Source organism: Clostridium sp. C8 (assembly GCF_001010885.1).
Taxonomy (GTDB): Bacteria; Bacillota; Clostridia; order Clostridiales; family Clostridiaceae; genus Clostridium; species Clostridium sartagoforme.
Genome location: NZ_LBMX01000082.1, coordinates 68,568 through 90,921, shown reverse-complemented (window position 1 = coordinate 90,921; position 22,354 = coordinate 68,568). Strand labels below are relative to the sequence as shown.

Genomic DNA, 22,354 nt, shown 5'->3' with positions numbered 1-22,354 from the left:
ATTTTATTTAGGAGGAGTTATTATGTCAGGAAAAAATAAACTTTCTCATGAAGCTTATGGTGGAGTAAACGGGGAAAAATATACACCTTACGTTTCTGTTAAAGATGCCTTACCAGAATTAACTATTATGTCTATATTAGTTGGATGTATATTTGCAGCTATATTTGCAGCAGCAAATGTATATTTAGCTTTAAAAGTAGGGATGACTATTGCAGCTATTATACCTACTTCAATTCTAGGAACGGCATTATTATATGCTTTAGGTAGAAAAAGCATTTTAGAATCAAACATGGTTGCAGGAATAGCAGGTATTGGGGAATCTTTAGCTGGTGGAATAGTTTTTACACTACCGGCTGTAGTAATATGGAATGAAAAACTTTCACTTTTGCAAATAGTTACTATTACAATATTAGGAGGAATATTAGGTGTTTTATTTGTTATTCCTCTAAGAAAATATTTAATGGTTGAAGAACACGGAAAATTATCATTCCCAGAAAGTATGGCTGCATCTGAGGTACTTGTAAATTCAAGTGCAGGTGGTAGTGGACTTAAAAGCGTTATGACAGGTTTAACTGGTGGTGGAATATTTAAGTTTTTATCAGGTGGTTTGTTATTATGGTCAGAAAGTCCTACTTGGATGATAAATTTATCTCAAAATGGCAAATCAATATTTCAAAGTATGTTTGGGGTTGATGCATTAGCGTCACTTTTAGGAGTTGGATTTATAGTTGGAATAGAAGCTGCGCTATATATGTTTGCAGGTGGAGCTATAGCATATTATGGGCTTATACCATTAATAAAATTTTTCGGAGAAGGAGCAGCTACTGCTGTTTTCCCAGCAACTATTCCAATAGCTGAAATGACTGCAAGCGCTATTAGAGGTGAATATATAAGATATATAGGAGCAGGGGCTGTTGCAGCGGGAGGATTTATAAGCCTTGGGAAATCAATTCCTGTAATAATTAGATCAATGAAGGCTGCTTTTTCAGGAATGAAATCAGCGGGTGAAGAAGTAAAGAGAACTGATAAGGATTTACCAATGACTTGGGTTATTGGAGGAGCTATTTTAGTATTTTTATTAACTTGGTTACTACCAATTACTAAGATACATCCAGTTGGAGCCTTACTATCAGTATTATTTTCATTTTTATTTGCTGTAGTATCTGCTAGAATATGTGGACTTATAGGAGCATCCAATAATCCTGTATCTGGTATGACAATAGCTACCTTATTATTTATAACATCAATATTAAAAGCGGTAGGTGTAGTTGGTAATAAAGGAATGATAATGGCTTTACTTGCTGGTGCTATAGCTTGTGTTGCAACTGCTGTAGCTGGAGGAACTTCTCAAGCCCTAAAAACTACATTTATTTTGGGTGGAACTCCTAAAAATATTGAAATTGGACTAATACTTGGATTAATAGCTTCAGCAGTTGCTGGTGGAGCTGCTATGTTATTATTAATCAATATCTACGGGATAGGTGGAGAAACTGGTCTGGCTGCACCACAAGCAACTCTTATGTCAATGGTAGTTAAAGGTGTTATGGATGCTCAATTACCTTGGACATTAGTATTAGTAGGAGCTGCTTTAGGTATTGCCATTGAGTTATTAGGTTTACCTGTATTACCTGTTGCATTAGGAATATATTTACCAATAAACTTAAGTGTTGGTATTTTAGCTGGTGGTATAGTTAGAGTTGTAATAGATAAGAAATTTAAACATAATGATAATCTAAGAAAAGATAAAGTTGAAAAAGGTATATTAATTTCATCAGGGTTAGTTGCTGGAGATGCACTAGTTGGTATTTTAGTCGCTGGATTAACAGCAGGTGGTGTTGCAGAAGCTGTTGGTATAGGACCTAGATTATTACCTACTATAGCTGAAAGTAAAGAATTTGCTTTAGTTATGTTCTTAATATTAACTTATTTGTTATATAGATATATTCTAAGTGGCAAAAAAAATGAAGCTAATTGAATGATGGTGAATTAACATGACTAAAAATAACAAACAAGAAAATTTTCTTCTATATATACCTGAAAAAAAGCATTCTACATTTGAAGAAAAGAGCAATAAGATTTATTTGGTTTTTCATCATGATAAATTAATAGAAAAACTTCTTCAAAAACTATTTAAAAAACCTGCTATTACAGATATAGAGCTAGATGAACTAGGTAGCGAAGTTTGGAGATTAATTGATGGTAAAAGAAATGTTCTTCAAATAATTGAAGAAATGAAGGAAAAGTTTGGAGAAAAGTGTGAACCGATTAATGAAAGATTAATCTTATTTATTAGATACTTAAATAGAAGAAATTGGATAAGATTTAAAGAAAATATTTAGTAAAAAGAGCTAGAAGAAAATTCTAGCTCTTTTTAAATTATTAATAATAACAATATAATAAAAAATAAATATACTATAGTATCAGTAATTAAATAGGAGTTTTATTATGGAAAATCCCTAAATTAACACCTTTAATGATATTTATATTTTGTTCCGCTATAAACGATAATTTAAACTATATTGATTATTTATATACTAGATATGGAAAAAAGTTAGATAACATAAATAACAACAAAAAGTTAATTAAAATAAATAAAAATATAAAAGAAGTTTTAAAAGATTTATTTAAATAAAATTTTAAAAGGTCTTAAGGATTATCTTACCTTAAGACCTTTTTTATAATTAGGTGCCTAATATACAAAATAAAATTTATCTAAAATAGCAATTTTGTTATATTTTTTGATGTTATAATACAAGAAATAGAGAAGGTTTTATTTTATAATGAACTTGTAGATATAAAAATACTATAGAAAAATATAACTATTAAGAATAGAGGGGATTTAATGTTTGGTAAATTATTAGGATATGAAGTAAATAATAAAGAAATCAAAATACAATATGAAAAAATTGAAGCTACTATAACAGTTATTAATGATGAAGTTATTAATTTTTTTGTTCCACTTCATAGAAAAGAAAGAAATTCAAAGGCAGTTGAAAATTTAAATTTAAGAAATTCTAATTTTTCAGTAGAAAAAAATGAAAACACTTTAAACATAGCAACAGAAAAGCTTAAGATTGTTATTAATGATGATTTTAAAATTGATATTTATGATAAAAATGAAAAGGTTTTATGTAGAGACTATAGAAGTATTAGACATCCTTTTAAAAGAAGAGGAAATGGTACTGAACTTGCAGCAGAAGAAGGACATGTTTTAAATGGTCATCAAAATTTTAAAGTTTATGTAGCAAAAACAATGGAAGATAATATGTATTTTTATGGACTAGGAGAAAGAACAGGTTCTTTAAATAAAAAAGGATATCATTATAGAAACTGGAATACAGATGATCCAAGTCCTCATGGTGAAACATTTGAACAATTATATAAATCAATACCATTTTTAATATCAATAAAAGATGAAGAGGCATTTGGAATATTTTTTGATAATCATTTTGAAAGTCATTTTGATATGGGAAAAGAAAATTCAGAATATTATTATTTTAGTGCTGTTGGAGGCAATTTAGATTATTACTTCATATATGGTCCAGAAGTAAAAGATGTAGTAAATGAATATACAAATCTTACTGGAAAAACACCTCTTCCTCAATTATGGACACTAGGATATCAACAATGCAGATGGTCTTATGCTCCAAAAGAAAGAGTTATGGAAATAGCAAAATCATTTAGAGAAAGAGGAATTCCTTGTGATACATTATATTTAGATATAGATTATATGGATGATTTTAGAGTGTTTACTTGGGATAATAAAAAGTTTGAAAATCCAAGGGAATTTACTGATGAACTTAAGAATATGGGATTTAAGCTTGTTACAATTATAGATCCTGGTGTTAAAATAGATAAAGAATATAGTATATACGCTGAAGGAATTAAAAATGACTACTTTGCAAAGGATAAAGATGGAATAGTATATAAAAATAGAGTTTGGCCAGGCGATTCAGTTTATCCAGATTTTATGAATCCTAAGGTAAGACAGTGGTGGGCAGAAAATCAAAAAATTATGATTGATTCAGGTGTCTCAGGAATATGGAATGATATGAATGAACCAGCAAGCTTTAATGGACCTTTGCCAGATGATGTTATGTTTAATGATAATGGGTTAGAGGTTACTCACAAAGAAATTCATAATATATATGGACATATGATGAGTAAAGCTACTTATGAAGGAATAAAAGAATATACTAATAAGAGACCTTTTGTAATTACAAGAGCATGTTATGCAGGTACTCAAAAATACTCAACTGTTTGGACTGGAGATAATCAAAGTACATGGGAACACTTAAGAATGTCAATTCCAATGCTTATGACTTTAGGTTTAAGTGGAGTTAGTTTTTGTGGAACAGATGTTGGAGGTTTTGGACACGATTGTACTGGTGAATTATTAAGCAGATGGGTACAAGTTGGAGCATTTACACCACTATTTAGAAATCACTCTGCAATGGGAACTAGGGATCAGGAACCTTGGACATTTGATAAGGAAACAGAAGAAATAAACAAAAAATATATTAAGTTACGTTATAAATTAATTCCATATTTATATGATTTAATGAAAGAGTGTGAAAATACTGGAGCACCAATTATCAGACCTCTTTTATTTAACTATCAAAATGACAAAAACACCTATGAAATAAATGATGAATTCCTTTGTGGAGATAGTATTTTAGTTTCACCTGTAGTTGAACAAGGTATGAAACAAAAGCTTGTATACTTACCAAAGGGAACTAAATGGATAGATTTTTGGACTGGTGAAAATCATAATGGAGGTCAATATATTATAAAAGAAGCTCCTTTAGATACTTGTCCTATATTTGTAAAAGAAGCATCAATTATTCCAATGAGCATAGAGCAAAATTACATTGGTGAAAAATCTAATGATGAATTGATTTTAAATATATATTTAAGTGAAAATGATAGTGAATTTAAATATGTACATTATAATGATGATGGAGAAAGCTTCAATTACAGAAATGGAATATATAATGAATATGAAATAACAATATCTAATAAAGAAAATATTGATATAAAATTCATAATAAATAAAAATGATTATATTAATAAATATTCTAAAGTTAAATTTATAATAAATAACTTAAAAACAAATAAAAATATAACCTTAAATGGTAAAAAAGTTAACTTAGAAAATAATGCTATAGAAATAAATCTTTAATATATAAATGCTAGTAGAACTAAAGATATCTACTAGCATTTATTATGATTTAAATAATTAATTATTTAATAAATTTTACTACCTCTTCAAAAGTTCTTCTTGTTTTAGGTGCAGGATTTTCATTTCTATATCCTAAAGCTAACATACATGATATATTAAAGTGATTTGTATCTAAAATATTTCTATCACTTAATAGCTTAGTAACAGCCTCTGCATTGTATCCACCTATAACACAAGAGTCGACTTTAAGTAATGCTGAGGTAGTTAACATTGTACCAAGTGCAATATATGTTTGTTCTCTTGAATAATGGTTTATTTCCTTTTCATTATTCTTAAATCTATTATCATTTACATCCTTTATCATCTTTAATAATAATTCGGAAACTTCTTTTGGTAAATGTTTATCTTCATTAAATAATTCATTTAAATATTCAGAATCTGCTTTTAAATCATTTGCATTTCTGTTTAGTAATATTACTAAATGGCTACAAGTTGGTATTTGTTTCTTTCCTCCAGGTGCAAAATTTGCTAGTTCATTTTTAAGTTCATCATTACTTATTACTAGGAACTCCCAAGGTTCTATTCCTATTGAGCTTGGAGATAATCTACCGCTTTCTAAAATTAATTTTAAATCTTCATCATTTATTTTTTTGTTTGAATCAAAAGATTTACAGGCATACCTATAATTTAAGGCCCTTAAAATTTCATCATTCTTCATATTAAAAACTCCCTTCGAAATTAAAACTATTCTATAGATATTATAATACAATAATTATAATATTTATCAAATCTAATATATGAAATTAATAAAAAACTTAAACATATTATTAGACTATATTTAATTGCTAAATGTTATTTATTAATTAAATTAAATATCTTATAAGTTTTTAACATAAAAATATAAATTATATTTTCATAAGTTATTGACATTAAAAATAAAAAGATATATTATATATTTAAATAGATTGAATACAATTTAATTTTAAACAATATATTTTAAGTGGAGGAATTAAGATGAATTTTTATGATTTTAATGCAAAAGATATTAATGGAAAAGAAATAAATATGAGTGATTATAAAGGAAAAGTTGTTTTAGTAGTTAATACTGCAAGTAAATGTGGATTTACACCTCAATATGCTGATTTAGAAATATTGCATAAGGAATATAAGGCTAGTGGTTTAGAAATATTAGGTTTTCCATGTAATCAATTCTTAGAACAAGAACCTGGTAGCAATACTGATGTTAAAACTTTTTGCGAATTAAATTATGGTGTAACATTTAAGTTGTTTGAAAAAATAAATGTAAAGGGAATTTCTGCACATCCTATATTTAAATTCTTATGCAGCCAAAAACCTTTTGAAGGATTTGATTTAAGTAAGCCAAATGGTAAATTACTAAATAGCATATTAAGTGAACAGTTTCCTGAGTCATTATTAGATGATTCTATAAAATGGAACTTTACAAAATTCTTAGTTGATAAAGAAGGTAATGTTGTTGGAAGATTTGAGTCAACTGTAGAACCTCTTGAAATGATAGATGATATAAAGAAATTACTATAATTAATTATTAGGAGGCTTTGTTATGAATTTTTATGATTATTCTGCAAAAAATATAGATGGAAAAGAAATAGGTATGGATGCTTTTAAAGATAAGGTAGTTATTGTTGTAAATACAGCAAGTAAATGTGGACTAACCCCTCAATTAAAAGAGTTAGAGGAACTTTATAAAGAATATAAGGATTCAGGTCTAGAAATTTTAGGATTTCCTTGTAACCAATTTTTAAGTCAAGATCCAGGAGAAAATAATGAAATAAAAAATTTCTGCCAACTTAACTATGGGGTAACCTTTAATATGTTTGAAAAAATAGATGTCAATGGAAATAAGGCTCATCCTATATATAAATACTTAAAGGAACAAGAAAAAGGAATTCTAACTAATGAAGTAAAATGGAATTTCACAAAATTTTTAATTGATAGAGATGGACATGTGGTAAAAAGATATTCTCCAACAACAACTCCTTTAAAACTTAAGGCTGATATTGAAAATCTTTTGAGTAAATAGACTACATCTATATATTAAAGGTTGACATAAAATACTCAACAAGGTAAGATGATTTTAAATATTAACTTTTATGTAGGTGAATTATATGACAAATTACAATCATCTAAAATTAGATAATCAAATATGTTTTTCTTTATATGCAGCATCAAGAGAAATAATAAAATTATATAAGCCATTACTAGATGAATTTAATCTTACGTACACACAATATATAGCAATGCTGGTATTGTGGGAAGAAAAAAAATCTACTGTAAAACATCTTGGTAATAGGCTACACTTAGACTCTGGAACCCTAACTCCGCTATTAAAAAAACTTGAAGGAATGGATCTTATAAAAAGATACAGAGACGAAAAAGATGATAGGGTAGTAATAGCTGAATTAACGGAAAAGGGTGAGGAACTTCAAAAAAAAGCTCAAGATGTTCCAAGCAAAATGATGTGTAATATGAATATTTCAATGGAAAAAGCTATTGAATTAAAAAGAAATTTAGATGAGTTATTAAAAACTTTGAAATAATGTAAAAAGAGTGTTTTATTAAACACTCTTTTTACATTTCTATATTAATAGTATAGTACTAATTAGAAATTTTACTTTACAAAATATTATATACAAATAATTATCAATTGAAAAATATAGTGTTGTAAAATATAAAAAAAACTATATAATAATCTTTAAATGGCATAATAGTCATTTATTAAAAAGTGGAGTGATTTTATATGGAAGAAAGATTACAAAAATATATGGCAAGATGTGGAATTGCATCTAGAAGAAAATGTGAACAAATAATATTAGAAGGTAAAGTTAAAGTAAATGATAAAATTGTAAATGAGTTAGGTGTTAAAATAAATCCTGAAAATGATGAAGTATTTTATAATGGAAAGAGGATTCTTCCAGAAGAAAATAAATTATATATAATGTTAAATAAACCAGAGGGTTACATAACTTCTGTAAAGGATGAGAAGGGCAGAAAAACCATATTAGATATAATAAAGGTTAATGAAAGAATATATCCCATTGGAAGACTTGATTATGATAGTTCAGGGTTACTTTTGTTAACTAATGATGGAGATATATATAATAAAATAATACATCCAAGAGTTGAAGTTGATAAAAAATATATAGCCTTATGTAAGGGAATATTTTCATCAGAGGAAATAAGAAAATTTGAAAGTGGAATAGATATTGGAGGATATATTACTTCTGACGCTAAGATAAAAGTTATAAGTAAAGAAAAAGATATTAAAACAAATAATAGTAATTCTTTAGTTGAAATTACCATACATGAAGGTAAAAATAGACAAATAAGGAGAATGTGTTCTGCTTTAGGTCATGATGTAATTACATTAAAAAGAATTGCTATAGGCAATATAAAACTTGGATACTTAAAAAGAGGCGAGTGGAGAAGTCTGACTGAAGAAGAGCTCAAGTATATAAATTCATTATAGAATAGAAGTTTAAGTCGAGGTGTAATTGTGTATAAGTATGTAGGAAATATAAGTGACTTATCTCATCATATAATAGAAAGTTTTATTACTAATAAAAGAATTGCTATAGATGCAACTCTAGGTAATGGTCATGATACTGATTTTTTATCTAATATATTTCAATATGTTTATTCTTTTGATATTCAAAAACAGGCATGTGATAAATATATTGAAAAAAATATTACTAATGTAGAAGTAATAAATGATTCCCACCATTTATTTCATAAATATATTCATGAAAATGTAGATTGTATAATTTATAATTTAGGGTTTCTACCTGGGGGCGATAAAAATATAACTACCATGCATGAAACCTCTTTAGAAAGTATAAAGAAGGGACTTTCTATTTTGAATAGTAGTGGGTTTATGATTATATGCATATATAGAGGTCATTATGAAGGCAAAATTGAAGAATCTTGCATTTTGGAGTATTTAAAAACTTTGCCTAAGAATAAGTTTGGAGTTATGATTCAATCGTATTTAAACCGAGAAAATATCTCGCCTATCATGGTTATTATTGAGAAAAAATGAAATTGACAACTTCATATATTTAGTCAAGTTTTTATAATGAAAATATAATAAAATGAAATGATTATTGATGAATCATTCAAAAAGTGTTAATATATAATTACTAAGTTGTTAAATTCAAGGAAAAGAAGGGATAAGGATGGATATTAACCTTAATGATAACTCAAAGGATTTAATGAGATTAATACAGGCTAGATTTTCAAGATTAAGTAAAGGTCAAAAATTGATTGCTGAATATATTTTAAAAAACTATGATAAAGCTGCTTTTATGACTGCAGCTAAATTAGGTATTTCTGTTGGAGTTTCAGAATCAACAGTTGTTAGATTTGCTAATGAATTAGGATTCTCTGGATATCCTAAGCTTCAAAAAGCTTTACAAGAATTAATAAAAAATAAACTTACAACAGTTCAACGTTTAGAATTATCTAATGATTACATAAGTGAGGGATATGCCCTTAAAGGTGTTCTTAAAGCAGATATAGAAAATATAAGATCAACCTTGGAGAAAATAAATTATAACACATTTGAAGATGTTATTAATAAAATATTTGAAGCTAAGAGGATATATATTATAGGCCTTAGAAGTTCAACTGCTTTAGCTGAATTTTTAGGATTTTATTTGAATATTATTTTACAAAACGTAAAGACTGTTGGATATGGAATATCTGATATTTTTGAACAAATGATAAATGTAGGAGAGGGAGATCTTGTAATAGGAATAGGATTTCCAAGATATGCTTCAAGAACAATTGATGCATTAGCTTTTGCTCAAGATAGAGGAGCTGAGGTAGTAGCAATTACTGATAGTTTGTTATCTCCTTTAGCATCTAAAGCAGATTATTCATTGATAGCTCAAAGTAATATGGCATCTTTTGTGGATTCTCTTGTTGCACCTTTATCTGTTATTAATGCACTAATAATTGCTGTAGGTATGAGAGAAAAACAAAGTATAACAGATACATTTAACAACCTTGAGTCAATCTGGAAAGATTATAATGTATATTCTTATAATAATAGGAATGTAGGCGAAGATTAATAAATACAAAAAAGTGCTAAGTTATATTAATTAATATAACTTAGCACTTTTTATGTTTTTGTTATGTTGAATTAAAAGTTTTAAAATGATATATTTATTAGGATAATATATGCACAACAGGAGGATTACAATGAAAAAAGTAATAGTTATAGGAGCTGGTCCAGCAGGAATGATGGCAGCTATAACAGCATCTAAAAGTAATAATAATGTCATACTCTTAGAAGGAAATGAAAAATTAGGTAAAAAATTATTCATAACAGGAAAAGGCAGATGTAATGTTACAAATGCTAAGGACATATCCGAGTTTTTTGAATATATACCTGGAAATCCTCATTTTTTATATAGTGCATTATATACATATACTAATGAAGATGTAATAAATTTTTTTGAATCTCAAGGTATAAAATTAAAAGCTGAACGTGGGGGGCGTATATTTCCATTATCAGATAAATCTTCTGATATAATTAAAGGATTATCAAGTGAATTAATAAAGAATAATGTTGATATAAAGCTAAACAGCAGGGTGACAAATATAAAATTTTTGAACAATAAAATTCAAGCTGTAGAAATAAATAATAATCATTTTATAAATGGTGATTACTTTATTATAGCTACAGGAGGGGTTTCCTACCCATTGACAGGTTCAAGAGGAGATGGTTTAAAATTTTCTGAAAAATTAGGTCATAATATAGTAGATTTAAAACCATCTTTAGTTCCTATAGAACTTAAAAATGAATGGATACGAGATTTAGCAGGATTAACATTAAAAAATATAGAAATATCTTTATTTAATAAAGCATCTAAAAAACCATTATATAAAGAACAAGGAGAGTTGTTATTTACTAGTTACGGTATATCGGGTCCTCTTGCTCTTAAGGCATCCAGATATATATTAAAGGATGATAATTATACTATATTATTGAATTTAAAGCCTGCTTTATCAATAGAAGATCTTGATTCAAGAATTCAAAAGGATTTTAAAAAATTTATTAATAAAGATTTTAGAAATTCGTTAGATGAATTACTTCCTAAAAAGCTTATACCAGTTATAGTTAAACTTTCTAATATATCTGAAAATAAGAAGGTAAATGAAATAACAAAGGAAGAAAGAAAGACTTTAGTAAATTTAATAAGTGGGATTATTCTTAAAATAAAAGGTCTTAGACCTATAGAAGAAGCAATAGTAACTTCAGGAGGGGTAGATACATTAGAAATAGATCCCTCAACTATGAAGTCTAAATTAGTTAACAATTTATCTTTTGCTGGAGAAATTATAGATGTAGATGCTTTTACAGGTGGATACAATGTTCAAATTGCATTATCTACAGGATTTTTAGCTGGAAGTAACATATAAAATTACTTGTTAAACTCAAATAATAATAATATAATTTATATGAAATTGTTTTTCTAGAATGAAAGGTGGAATATTATTTTGAGAATATCAGTTGCTATAGATGGACCAGCTGGAGCTGGTAAAAGTACTATTGCTAAGTTAGTTGCCAAAGAATTTGATTTAATGTATATAAATACAGGAGCAATGTACAGGGCTGTCGCTTTAGTTGCAAGGGATAATAATATAGATGATACAAATATTGAAGGTTTATGTAGTTTAATAGACACTCTTGATATGAGATTTGAAAATGATGATTTAATATTAAATGATGTGAATATTCAAGAACAAATTACTATGCCAGAAATAAGTGCTATTGTATCTAAATATGCATCAATCCAAGAAGTAAGAACTAAACTTGTCAAATTACAAAGAGATATGTCAAGTAAATTTGATGTTATAATGGATGGGCGTGATATAGGTACAGTTGTGTTAAAAGATTCTAAATTCAAGTTTTTTTTAACAGCAACTCCAGAAGCTAGAGCTGAAAGAAGATATAAAGAATTAAGTAACAGAGGATTAGATGTTAATTACTCAACGATATTAGAAGATATAATAAAAAGAGATTATACAGATAGTAATAGACAAATAGATCCATTAAGAAAAGCAGATGATGCCATTGAAATAGATACAACAGGCTTATCCATTTCAGAGGTAACAGAAAAAATATGCTTAAATATAAAAAGTAATATTTAATTATTTTATTAAAAATATAATATGTAATTTAAACTTAGGAGAGTTAATATGAATAAAGTTTTATTAGCTGAAAATGCAGGTTTTTGCTTTGGTGTTCAAAGAGCTGTAGAAGAAGCACTTAAAATAAAAAAACAATATAATAAAAAAATCTATACTTTAGGTCCATTAATACATAATAATGATGTTGTAAAGTATTTAGAAAAAAATGATATATATGCAATTAATCTTGATGAAATCAATCAATTAGAAAAAGATGATGTTATAGTAATAAGGTCTCATGGAGTTTCAAAAGAAGTATTAAATACTTTAGAAGAAAAAGGCCTTACAGTAGTAAATGCAACATGTCCGTATGTGACTAATATTCATAAGAAGGTTAATAAATATTCAGATTTAGGATATAATATTGTTATATTAGGGGATGACAAGCATCCAGAAGTTATAGGAATAAATGGATGGTGTAATAATAGTGCTATAATAACAACAGATGGTAATTTTGAAGAAAAGTTACCTAATAAAATATGTGTTGTATCTCAAACTACTGAAAAAGAAGAAACTTGGAAAAATACTTTAAGTAATTTATCTTCAAATTCAAAAGAACTTTTAGCATTTAATACTATTTGTTCTGCAACAGAAGTAAGACAAAAAAGTGCTAATGAATTATCAAAGACTGTCGATACTATGATTGTAGTTGGAGGAAAAAATAGTTCTAATACAACTAAGCTTTACCAAATTGCTAAATCAAATTGTCAGAATACAATTCATATAGAAAATGCTAAAGAAATTACTAAAGAATTTATAGAAGAAAATAAAGAAAAAGTTGTTGGGGTTACTGCTGGAGCATCTACTCCTGACTGGATAATAAAAGAAGTAATTGATATTATGGAGGGAAAGATTAATATGGAAGATCAATTAAAGCTGATGGAAGAAATGGATAGAAGATTTAGAATTGGAGATGAAATCAAAGGTGAAGTTTTATCTATTGGAAGAGAAGAAGTCGTTATATCTTTAGTTGGATATAAATTAGATGGAGTTATTCCGTTTAAGGAATTAACTACAGAAGAAAACTTAGCTTCATATCTTGATTCAATAAAAATAGGTGATGAAATAACAGCTAAAGTTATAAAGTTAAAAAATGAAGATGGAAACGTAGTTCTTTCAAGATTAGAATATGAAAAGAAAAAGACACTACAAGAACTTCAAGAGTTATTTGATAATAAAGAAACTTTTTCTGTTAAAATAAAAGAATCTAAGGAAAAAGGACTGGTAGCTAATTATAAAGGTATCAGAGTATTTATACCTGCTTCACAAGTAGATATAAGATTTGCAAATGATAGAAGTAATTTAGTAGGAAAAGAACTAGAAGTTAGATTAATAGATTTTTCAATTGAAGGAAATTTAAGAATAATTGCGTCTAGAAGAGTAATATTAGAAGAAGAGAAAAAGGTAATAGAAGATGCAGCTTGGGAAAATATAAGTGTTGGTGATGTAGTTAAGGCAGAAATAAAGAGATTTACTAACTTTGGTGCTTTTGCTGATGTAAATGGTGTTGATGGATTGATACATTTATCTCAAATTTCATGGAATCATGTAAAGTCAGCTGAAAGTGCATTAAAGAAAGGGCAAATAGTTGATGTTAAGGTAATTGAAGCTGATAGAGAAAATAATAGACTTTCTCTTAGTATGAAAGCATTAACTCCAGAACCATGGAGTAACATTGAAGAAAAATACCCAGAAGGTTCTGCTGTCTTAGGTAAGGTTGTAAGAATAAGCGATTTTGGTGCTTTTGTTGAACTAGAACCAGGCGTAGATGGATTAGTTCATATTTCTAAAATAGTTCACCAAAGAATAAATAATCCAGGTGAAGTTTTAAAAATTGGTGATGAAGTAAAAGCAATAATTCTTTCAGTAGATTCTGAAAATAAAAAAATTGCTCTTAGCATAAAAGATGCTGAATAAGTAATATATATATTAGGGCACACATATAAATTATATGTGTGTCCTTTTAATACGTATATCTCTTAATAAGGATATTTTACTAAAAAAAATATTAACTTTTCTCTTATGGTATTGTAGCAAAGTGTGTTATTAATTATGCTATTATATCTTGACCTAAATATTATTAAGGAAGTATACTAATTTATATAGAGAATAAAGGGGTTTATAAATAATGTTAGAAAAATTGACATTAAATAACATGGAGTCATTTAAAGAATTATATTCTAAAAGCTTAAAGAAGCTAAACTATGATAAGGATTTTTTTAAATGCTATGATAATCAAAACTTTTTAATTAAGTTTTTGTATAGAAAATTTATGAGAATAATAAAATTAGATAATACTTCTATAGGCTATATATGGTATGAAACACCAATGGATAACTTTATTAAGGTTTGGGCTTTATATATAGACAGTAAATATATAAACTTAATTAAAGAAAATATACTATCTTCTTTTAATAGTAATATTTTATCTTATGAAGCTGTTGATACTGTAGAGAATAATATTATTTTAGATAAGTTAGGTTTTAAAAAGCAAAGATATACTTTACTTATGAAAATGAATATAGAAAATTATAATAATAATGAAAGAATTTATGATATATATAATAAAATTATAAATAATTATTATTTTAAGAATCATTTTAATTCATCCACAGTATTTTCTACAAGAAAATTAATAATAGGTAAGGACGAAGAATTAAGATGTAATATTCAAAATGATATTTTTGGTGAATGGAATAGAAGACCTCTTAATATAGATGATATATATAGTGACATGACTCAAGATTATTTTCTAAAAGATTTGTGTATATTTGGAATGATTAATAACTTGTATATTGGGTATGGTCAAATAATATTTAATAGAGATATGTACACAATAGTTAACTTTGGAATAATAAAGGATTTCCGAGGCATTGGACTAGGAAAATTACTCTTGAATGATATAATACTTTATGCTAAAAAATCGGGAATAAAAGAATTAGCCATTAGAGTTGATAGTAACAATACTGCTGCAATCAATTTATATAAATGGATTGGATTTAAAGAAAGTTATAAGATTGTTGTATGGGAAAGACCATAAAAAATGTATATATGTTTTCTTACTTTATAGATTAGATTTAATGGAAGTCATTCATAGAATATCCTTTTGAAAACTTAAGGAATGAAATTTAGATATGGGACTGCTTAAATGCAGTCCTTTTAAATACAAAAATAAATTAAAGGAATTTAGCAATTTTTGCTTTAAGTATTTTAAATTTGTTAGATATTTATTATAATGTTAATGGGGAAAATATATTTTTAAAATAGCAAGGAGAATACTTATGAAGGAAGAAGTTAGAGATTTGAAATATTATATAGAAACTTGGGGATGTCAGATGAACGAGGAAGACTCAGAAAAATTATCTGGTATGCTAAAAAGGGTTGGATATACTAAAACAGAAGTTTTGGAAGAAGCAGGAATAATTATATATAATACTTGTTGTGTAAGAGAAAATGCTGAAAATAAAGTTTTTGGTAACTTAGGTGAGTTAAAACATTTAAAAAAGAAAAATCCTGATTTAATAATTGCAGTATGTGGATGTATGATGCAACAAGAAGGTATGGCAGATAAAATTTTAAAGAAATTTCCACATGTTAACATAATATTTGGAACGCATAACGCGTATAAATTTCCAGAATACTTAAATAGAGTTAGAACAGAAGGAGTTCAGGTTAAAGAAATATTTAATAAGGAAACAGATATTGTAGAAGGAGTACCGATAGATAGACAAAGTGATGTAAAAGCTTTTGTTACTATAATGTATGGATGTAATAATTTCTGTACATACTGTGTAGTTCCATATGTAAGAGGCAGAGAAAGAAGTAGAAAATCAGATGATATTATAAATGAAATAAAGGATTTAGTAGGAAAAGGCTATAAGGAAATAACGCTTTTAGGGCAAAATGTTAACTCTTATGGAAAAGAATTAGAGGAAAATATAGATTTTGCTAAGCTTCTAAGAAAAATAAATGAAGTTGATGGTATAGAAAGAGTAAGATTTATGACATCTCATCCAAAAGATTTAAATAAGGATGTTATTTTAGCAATAAAGGAATGTGATAAGTTATGTGAACAAATTCATCTTCCTGTTCAAAGTGGATCTGATAAAATACTTAAGAAGATGAACAGACATTATACTAAAGAATACTATTTAGAGTTAGTAGATATGATAAAGAAGGAAATTCCAGATGTATCATTAACAACAGATATTATAGTTGGTTTCCCAGGAGAAACTGAAGAAGATTTCTTAGAAACCTTAGATTTAGTGGAAAGAGTTGGATATGATTCTGCATTTACTTTCATATATTCAAGAAGAAACAATACGCCTGCTGATATGATGTTGAATCAAGTTCCTGATGCTGATAAACACCATAGATTTGATAGACTTATTAAAGCTGTAAATGATGGTGTTATAAGAAGTAATAAGGTATATGAAGGAAAAGTTGTAGAAGTATTAGTAGAAGGTCCGAGTAAGAATGATGAAACTAAATTAACTGGAAGAACAAGAAATGGAAAATTAGTTAATTTTGTTGGAGAGAATATAAAAGCTGGAGACTTAGTAAATGTTAAGATAGTAAGAGCTCAACCGTTTTCTCTTATTGGTGAAGTATAATAATTATATTTAGGTGCTATCATATGGTAGCTCCTTTTTTACTCTATAGGAAATTATATCTTAAAAATCTTTAGATAAGTCATTTATGGGATATAAGTTGTTAAAGTTATTCCTATAGAGTAAAAAAATAGAATAAAGTGAACGGACGAGATTTTCCTCAAGCAAACTTTGGAAATGCACATGAACAAAAAAATCGACGGTTCGGTAAGCTCGCTTTGACGACTTTTTTATCTATATTGAAATAAATTAAATTTAATTTTCATATAATACCAAGAATAATCTTTTAGGAAGTGTATTTATATGAGGGTAAAAAAATCTTTTTTTAATTTAATATTTTGGATAGGACTAGCTATAATATTTAATATATACATATATCTCTCATTTGGACTAAAACCAGCTGTTGAATTTTTAGGTGGATATATAATTGAAATGTCTCTTAGCTTAGATAATTTATTTTTGTTCCTAATGGTATTTTCGACTTTTAAAATACCATTAGAGTTTCAACAACGAGTTTTAAAATATGGAATATTAGGAGCAATGGTATTAAGACTTATATTTATAATATTAGGTATAGAAATTATAAATAAATTCCATTTTATAATATATATATTTGGAATTATATTAATATTTAGTGGTGCTAAAATGATGTTTCATAGCGATAATAATATTGATTTTAGTAAAAATCCGATTATTAGAGTTTTCCAAAAGGTTATACCTATTCATGATAAATTAGAAGGGCATAAATTCTTTGTAAAAATAAATAAACGGCTTTATGCTACACCATTGTTTATAATTTTAATAATAATAGAAAGTTCAGACGTATTGTTTGCTTTAGATTCTATTCCTGCAATTTTTTCTATAACTCAAAATCCGCTTATAGTATATACTTCAAATATATTTGCTATTATTTGTTTAAGGAGTATGTATTATATACTTAATAGATTAAATGGAATGTTCAAATTTATGAAATATGGAGTAGCATTAATACTAATGTTTACAGGTTTAAAGCTCCTAATTTTATATTTTAATATTGAAATTTCTGTATCAATTTCAATATTATTAATACTAGTTATTTTACTGTTTAGTATTTTGTTTTCTCTTATTTTTTCAAATGATGAAGGAAACAAAAATTTAAGAATCAGATAATAATAAAAATAATTTACTTTTTATATAAAAAACCTATTGAAGTTTTGTTACTTTGTTATTATAATAATAAAAAATAGAATATTTAAAAGATAATGATAAGGAAGAGTATTTTAACTAAGCATTAAAGAGAGCTATATTTAGGTGGAAAATTAGTATGATATGTTAAATGAAGCAGCCTTTGAATCTCGTATTGAAAAATAAGAATGTAAATTCTTAATTAGATATTGACGTTTTCTCATGTTATAGAGAATTGAATATTGTATATATTCAAGCTGAGTGAGTAAATTAAATTTTACTTATTAGGGTGGTACCGCGAAACAGTGTCCTTCGTCCCTTTGTGTGGATGAAGGACTTATTTTTTTATATGGAGGTATTTAAAATGGATGAGATCTTAGAAGTATTGGAAAAAAACAGTAGGTACAGTGATGAAGAAATTGCATTAATGACAGGAAAAACAATAGAGGAAGTAAGAGAAGCCATAAGGGACTATGAAGAAAAAAGCATAATAGCAGGATATACGGCTCTTATCAATTGGGAAAATACAGGTAAGGAAACAGTTACAGCCTTAATAGAAGTTAAGATAACCCCTCAAAGAGGTGCTGGATTTGATAAAGTTGCAGAAAGAATATATAAATTTAAGCAAGTTAAAGCATGTTATTTAATGTCTTCAGGTGGATTTGATTTAACTGTAATTGTAGAAGGGAAAACAATGAAAGAGGTAGCTTTATTTGTATCTGAAAAGCTTGCAGTTCAAGAATATGTAACAGGTACTGCTACACACTTTGTACTAAAGAAATATAAAGATCATGGAACTATATTTAAGGAAAGAAAAACTGAAGATAGGGAGGCTATTTTTATATGATTTTAGAAGATATGATATTAGACAATGTTAGGAATATGCCGCCATCAGGTATAAGAAAATATTTTGATTTAATCAATGAAATGGATGATGTTATATCCTTAGGTGTTGGAGAACCTGATTTTGTTACTCCATGGAATGTTATAGAAGCAGGTATTTATTCATTAGAAAAAGGACAAACTCATTACTCCTCTAATGCTGGTTTTATTGAATTAAGAGAAGAAATATCAAAATATTTAAATAGAAGGTTTAACCTAAACTATGATTCATCTAGCGAAATATTAGTAACTGTTGGTGGAAGTGAAGGAATAGATTTAGCATTAAGAGCCCTTGTAGGACCTGGAGATGAGGTTATAATTCCAGAGCCTAGTTTTGTAGCATATAAAGGATGTGCAACATTTTGTGGCGCTACACCTAAAATAATTAATTTAAGAGCTGAGGATGAGTTTAAATTAACAGCTAAACTTTTAGAAGAAGCTATAACCCCTAAAACAAAAGTTGTAATAATTCCATTTCCTAATAATCCAACTGGAGCTATTATGACAAAAGACGAGTTAAAAGATATAGTTGATGTGTTAAAAGATAGAGAAATAATAATTTTATCTGATGAAATTTATGCTGAATTATCTTATGATAAAGATCACTTTTCAATTGCTAGTTTTAGTGAAGTAAGAGATAAAACATTAGTTATAAATGGATTTTCTAAGGCTTATGCAATGACTGGTTGGAGATTAGGCTATGTTTGTGGAAATAAAATATTAATAGAGGCCTTAAAAAAGATACATCAGTATGCAATAATGTGTTCACCAACAACTGCTCAATATGCAGCTATAGAAGCGCTGAAAAATGGTGATGATAGTGTTAAAGAAATGTCTAGAGAATATAATAGAAGAAGACGTATCCTTGTTGAAGGGTTTAGAGAAATGGGATTAGATTGTTTTGAGCCGATGGGGGCATTATATGTCTTTCCTTGCATAAAATCAACAAGAATGAGTTCAGATGAATTTTGTGAGAAATTATTAATGGAAGAGAAGGTTCTAGCGGTTCCAGGTAATGCTTTTGGCGAATGTGGAGAAGGATATATAAGAGCATGTTACGCTTCTTCTACCGAAGATTTGATTGAAGCAGTAAAGAGAATAAAAAGATTTGTTAATAAACTTTCTTAGTTTATTTTACGATTATAATAGATATTCTAAACAAATAATATAAAATATATAGAAATAATGAAGTTTATTAAAAAAATTTTCAAAAAATAGTTGCAAAATAAATAAAATAATAATATAATGGTAAAAAATAACTTGAACAACGGCGTTCAATAGAAAGCTTTCTATTGTTCGCCTTTTTTTATAAAAAATTTAAGGGGGAGTACTTTATGCCAAAATATTCAAGAGAAGATATTAAAAAATTAGTAGAAGAAAATGGGGTTAAATTTATTAGATTACAATTTACTGATATTTTTGGAGCATTAAAAAATGTTGCAATAACAGATAGGCAATTAGAAAAAGCTTTAGATAATCAAATAATGTTTGACGGTTCATCTATATCTGGCTTTGTTAGAATAGAAGAGTCAGATATGTATTTAAGACCAAACTTAGATAGCTTTGTAATTTTTCCATGGAGACCGCAACAAGGTAAAGTTGCACGTTTAATATGTGATGTATATAGACCTGATGGAACACCATTTGAAGGAGATCCAAGAAATGTTTTAAAAAATGTTTTGAAAGAAGCAGAGGCTTTAGGATATTCAATGAATGTTGGACCTGAATGTGAGTTTTTCTTATTAGATACGGATGAGTATGGAAATCCTAAACTAAAAACTCAAGATGATGCAGGATACTTTGATTTAAGTCCTTTAGATGCTGGAGAAAATGTTAGAAGAGATATTAGCTTAGTTTTAGAAGATATGGGCTTTGAAATAGAAGCTTCACATCATGAAGTTGCAGCTGGACAAAATGAAATAGATTTTAAGTATGAAAATGCTTTAACAACTGCTGACAATATAATGACCTTTAAGTTGGTTGTTAAATCAATAGCTCAAAGACATGGGTTACATGCTACATTTATGCCTAAGCCTTTCTTTGGTATAAATGGTTCAGGAATGCATATAAATATGTCATTAAACAAAGATGGGAAAAATGCTTTTGTGGATGAAAATGATGAATTAGGATTAAGTAAAACAGCTTATAGTTTCATAGCTGGTTTAATTAAGAATATTAAGGGGATATCAGCAATAACTAATCCACTAGTTAATTCATATAAGAGACTAGTTCCAGGATATGAAGCTCCAGTTTATATAGCTTGGTCTGCAAAAAACAGAAGTCCTTTAATAAGGGTTCCTGCTTCAAGAGGAAATGGTACTAGAATTGAACTTAGATGTCCAGATCCAAGTGCAAATCCTTACTTAGTTCTAGCATGTCTTTTAGCCGCTGGACTTGATGGTATTAAGAATAACTTAGTTCCACCTGCAAGAATAGAAAAAAATATATTTAAAATGACAGCAGAAGAAAGGGAATTAGAAAGTATTGATAACTTACCAGGCAGCTTAGAAGAAGCTATTAAATATATGGAAGAGAGTGAATTAGTAAAGAAAACACTAGGAGAGCATACTTTCAACAATTATATAAAAGCAAAAAAAGTTGAATGGGATGATTATAGAAGTAAAGTTCATATGTGGGAGCTAGATAACTATTTAAAACAATATTAATTTTTACTTGTAAGGGAGCAATGTAAATGGCAATAGATGTTATAGTTGCACTAAATAATGAAGACATAGGACAAAAAATCAAAGCTGTTTTAATGGGAAGTGGCTATAATGTTTTAACTGTATGCACTTATGGAAATGAACTTATACGTGCTATAAGACAACTAGCACCTTCTATAGTTATTAGTGGTTACAAATTTAAGGATATGAATTTAATAGATATATATAATAATATTGGAGAAATGTGTAGTTTTCTTGCAGTAGTAAATGAGCCATATAAGTCTTTTGTTCAAGAAGAAACAGATATATTTTGTATATCTAGTCCCATAAATAATTCTATATTAATAAATTCATTAGATATGATTTATCAAAGTGAGCGAAAAGTAAGAAAACTAAAAGAAAAGGTAGATGTACTAGAAACAAAAATTAAAGAAAGAAAAGTCATTGAAAAAGCAAAAGGTTTACTTATGCAACAAAAAGGATTAACTGAAAATGAAGCATTTCGATATATCCAAAAATGTAGCATGGATCTAGGCTTAAAAATGGTCGATTTTTCAAACAAAATTTTATCAGATAAATAACTAAGTTTTATACTAATCTATTTAATTAAATGAATA

20 protein-coding genes and 1 other annotated feature are annotated in these 22,354 nt (G+C 27.4%); of the genes, 19 read left to right on the top strand and 1 reads right to left on the bottom strand.

Annotated features, from left to right (window positions below; all coding sequences use genetic code 11):
* The first annotated feature begins 22 nt into the window (after window positions 1-22).
* The 3 genes from AAT22_RS11900 (at window position 23) to AAT22_RS11890 (ending at window position 5,182) form a co-directional block, all read left to right on the top strand.
* Complete coding sequence (locus tag AAT22_RS11900) at window positions 23-1,975, top strand: oligopeptide transporter, OPT family (protein ID WP_047001388.1); 1,953 nt, start codon at window positions 23-25, stop codon at window positions 1,973-1,975.
* 16 nt (window positions 1,976-1,991) lie between these two features.
* On the top strand, window positions 1,992-2,339 hold the full coding sequence (locus tag AAT22_RS11895; RefSeq protein WP_016207659.1) for a PqqD family protein: 348 nt from the start codon (window positions 1,992-1,994) through the stop codon (window positions 2,337-2,339).
* A gap of 503 nt (window positions 2,340-2,842) precedes the next feature.
* Complete coding sequence (locus AAT22_RS11890) at window positions 2,843-5,182, top strand: glycoside hydrolase family 31 protein (protein WP_047001387.1); 2,340 nt, start codon at window positions 2,843-2,845, stop codon at window positions 5,180-5,182.
* A gap of 61 nt (window positions 5,183-5,243) precedes the next feature.
* Here the strand turns inward: AAT22_RS11890 and AAT22_RS11885 are convergent, their stop codons facing one another.
* On the bottom strand, window positions 5,244-5,900 hold the full coding sequence (locus AAT22_RS11885; RefSeq protein WP_047001386.1) for an NAD(P)H-dependent oxidoreductase: 657 nt from the start codon (window positions 5,898-5,900) through the stop codon (window positions 5,244-5,246).
* 296 nt (window positions 5,901-6,196) lie between these two features.
* Between AAT22_RS11885 and AAT22_RS11880 the strand changes: the two genes are divergently transcribed.
* From AAT22_RS11880 to AAT22_RS11805, 16 genes are all read left to right on the top strand, one after another.
* Window positions 6,197-6,742 carry a glutathione peroxidase gene (locus AAT22_RS11880; protein ID WP_047001385.1) on the top strand — a complete coding sequence of 182 codons (546 nt, stop codon included), beginning with the start codon at window positions 6,197-6,199 and terminating at the stop codon, window positions 6,740-6,742.
* A gap of 22 nt (window positions 6,743-6,764) precedes the next feature.
* Window positions 6,765-7,244, top strand: a complete 480-nt coding sequence (locus tag AAT22_RS11875; protein ID WP_047001384.1) for a glutathione peroxidase — start codon at window positions 6,765-6,767, stop codon at window positions 7,242-7,244.
* An 85-nt stretch (window positions 7,245-7,329) separates the two neighbouring features.
* On the top strand, window positions 7,330-7,761 hold the full coding sequence (locus AAT22_RS11870) for a MarR family transcriptional regulator (RefSeq protein ID WP_047001383.1): 432 nt from the start codon (window positions 7,330-7,332) through the stop codon (window positions 7,759-7,761).
* A 200-nt stretch (window positions 7,762-7,961) separates the two neighbouring features.
* Window positions 7,962-8,690 carry a pseudouridine synthase gene (locus AAT22_RS11865; protein WP_047001382.1) on the top strand — a complete coding sequence of 243 codons (729 nt, stop codon included), beginning with the start codon at window positions 7,962-7,964 and terminating at the stop codon, window positions 8,688-8,690.
* 27 nt (window positions 8,691-8,717) lie between these two features.
* On the top strand, window positions 8,718-9,260 hold the full coding sequence (locus AAT22_RS11860) for a class I SAM-dependent methyltransferase (protein WP_047001381.1): 543 nt from the start codon (window positions 8,718-8,720) through the stop codon (window positions 9,258-9,260).
* Window positions 9,261-9,396: 136 nt separating this feature from the next.
* Window positions 9,397-10,293: a MurR/RpiR family transcriptional regulator gene (locus AAT22_RS11855; RefSeq protein ID WP_016207668.1), complete on the top strand. Its 897-nt coding sequence runs from the start codon at window positions 9,397-9,399 to the stop codon at window positions 10,291-10,293.
* A 130-nt stretch (window positions 10,294-10,423) separates the two neighbouring features.
* Window positions 10,424-11,647, top strand: coding sequence for an NAD(P)/FAD-dependent oxidoreductase (locus tag AAT22_RS11850; RefSeq protein ID WP_047001380.1), 1,224 nt, complete (start codon window positions 10,424-10,426; stop codon window positions 11,645-11,647).
* A gap of 78 nt (window positions 11,648-11,725) precedes the next feature.
* Window positions 11,726-12,379 carry a (d)CMP kinase gene (cmk, locus tag AAT22_RS11845; protein ID WP_047001379.1) on the top strand — a complete coding sequence of 218 codons (654 nt, stop codon included), beginning with the start codon at window positions 11,726-11,728 and terminating at the stop codon, window positions 12,377-12,379.
* Between the two features lie 48 nt (window positions 12,380-12,427).
* On the top strand, window positions 12,428-14,335 hold the full coding sequence (locus AAT22_RS11840; protein ID WP_047001378.1) for a bifunctional 4-hydroxy-3-methylbut-2-enyl diphosphate reductase/30S ribosomal protein S1: 1,908 nt from the start codon (window positions 12,428-12,430) through the stop codon (window positions 14,333-14,335).
* A 211-nt stretch (window positions 14,336-14,546) separates the two neighbouring features.
* On the top strand, window positions 14,547-15,458 hold the full coding sequence (locus tag AAT22_RS11835) for a GNAT family N-acetyltransferase (protein ID WP_047001377.1): 912 nt from the start codon (window positions 14,547-14,549) through the stop codon (window positions 15,456-15,458).
* Window positions 15,459-15,699: 241 nt separating this feature from the next.
* Window positions 15,700-17,031: a tRNA (N6-isopentenyl adenosine(37)-C2)-methylthiotransferase MiaB gene (miaB, locus tag AAT22_RS11830; protein WP_047001376.1), complete on the top strand. Its 1,332-nt coding sequence runs from the start codon at window positions 15,700-15,702 to the stop codon at window positions 17,029-17,031.
* A gap of 300 nt (window positions 17,032-17,331) precedes the next feature.
* A complete protein-coding gene (locus AAT22_RS11825) occupies window positions 17,332-18,177 on the top strand; it encodes a TerC/Alx family metal homeostasis membrane protein (protein WP_052953956.1) in 846 nt (281 codons plus the stop codon).
* Between the two features lie 83 nt (window positions 18,178-18,260).
* Window positions 18,261-18,515, top strand: a binding site (T-box leader).
* A 41-nt stretch (window positions 18,516-18,556) separates the two neighbouring features.
* Entirely contained in the window at window positions 18,557-19,039 is a 483-nt protein-coding gene (locus AAT22_RS11820) for an Lrp/AsnC family transcriptional regulator (protein WP_016208495.1), read from the top strand.
* Window positions 19,036-20,202, top strand: a complete 1,167-nt coding sequence (locus tag AAT22_RS11815; protein ID WP_016208494.1) for an aminotransferase class I/II-fold pyridoxal phosphate-dependent enzyme — start codon at window positions 19,036-19,038, stop codon at window positions 20,200-20,202. Before AAT22_RS11820 ends, AAT22_RS11815 begins: the two co-directional genes overlap by 4 nt.
* Window positions 20,203-20,408: 206 nt before the next feature.
* Complete coding sequence (glnA, locus tag AAT22_RS11810; protein WP_047001375.1) at window positions 20,409-21,740, top strand: type I glutamate--ammonia ligase; 1,332 nt, start codon at window positions 20,409-20,411, stop codon at window positions 21,738-21,740.
* 26 nt (window positions 21,741-21,766) lie between these two features.
* Window positions 21,767-22,318: an ANTAR domain-containing protein gene (locus tag AAT22_RS11805; RefSeq protein ID WP_047001374.1), complete on the top strand. Its 552-nt coding sequence runs from the start codon at window positions 21,767-21,769 to the stop codon at window positions 22,316-22,318.
* Window positions 22,319-22,354 lie beyond the last annotated feature (36 nt).

Bases quoted from the DNA above. Each gene is read 5' to 3' on its own strand.
- AAT22_RS11900 (WP_047001388.1), top strand. From the start codon at position 23: ATGTCAGGAAAAAATAAACTTTCTCATGAAGCTTATGGTGGAGTAAAC.
- AAT22_RS11895 (WP_016207659.1), top strand. From the start codon at position 1,992: ATGACTAAAAATAACAAACAAGAAAATTTTCTTCTATATATACCTGAA.
- AAT22_RS11890 (WP_047001387.1), top strand. From the start codon at position 2,843: ATGTTTGGTAAATTATTAGGATATGAAGTAAATAATAAAGAAATCAAA.
- AAT22_RS11885 (WP_047001386.1), bottom strand. From the start codon at position 5,900: ATGAAGAATGATGAAATTTTAAGGGCCTTAAATTATAGGTATGCCTGT.
- AAT22_RS11880 (WP_047001385.1), top strand. From the start codon at position 6,197: ATGAATTTTTATGATTTTAATGCAAAAGATATTAATGGAAAAGAAATA.
- AAT22_RS11875 (WP_047001384.1), top strand. From the start codon at position 6,765: ATGAATTTTTATGATTATTCTGCAAAAAATATAGATGGAAAAGAAATA.
- AAT22_RS11870 (WP_047001383.1), top strand. From the start codon at position 7,330: ATGACAAATTACAATCATCTAAAATTAGATAATCAAATATGTTTTTCT.
- AAT22_RS11865 (WP_047001382.1), top strand. From the start codon at position 7,962: ATGGAAGAAAGATTACAAAAATATATGGCAAGATGTGGAATTGCATCT.
- AAT22_RS11855 (WP_016207668.1), top strand. From the start codon at position 9,397: ATGGATATTAACCTTAATGATAACTCAAAGGATTTAATGAGATTAATA.
- AAT22_RS11850 (WP_047001380.1), top strand. From the start codon at position 10,424: ATGAAAAAAGTAATAGTTATAGGAGCTGGTCCAGCAGGAATGATGGCA.
- AAT22_RS11840 (WP_047001378.1), top strand. From the start codon at position 12,428: ATGAATAAAGTTTTATTAGCTGAAAATGCAGGTTTTTGCTTTGGTGTT.
- AAT22_RS11835 (WP_047001377.1), top strand. From the start codon at position 14,547: ATGTTAGAAAAATTGACATTAAATAACATGGAGTCATTTAAAGAATTA.
- miaB (WP_047001376.1), top strand. From the start codon at position 15,700: ATGAAGGAAGAAGTTAGAGATTTGAAATATTATATAGAAACTTGGGGA.
- AAT22_RS11825 (WP_052953956.1), top strand. From the start codon at position 17,332: ATGAGGGTAAAAAAATCTTTTTTTAATTTAATATTTTGGATAGGACTA.
- AAT22_RS11820 (WP_016208495.1), top strand. From the start codon at position 18,557: ATGGATGAGATCTTAGAAGTATTGGAAAAAAACAGTAGGTACAGTGAT.
- AAT22_RS11815 (WP_016208494.1), top strand. From the start codon at position 19,036: ATGATTTTAGAAGATATGATATTAGACAATGTTAGGAATATGCCGCCA.
- glnA (WP_047001375.1), top strand. From the start codon at position 20,409: ATGCCAAAATATTCAAGAGAAGATATTAAAAAATTAGTAGAAGAAAAT.
- AAT22_RS11805 (WP_047001374.1), top strand. From the start codon at position 21,767: ATGGCAATAGATGTTATAGTTGCACTAAATAATGAAGACATAGGACAA.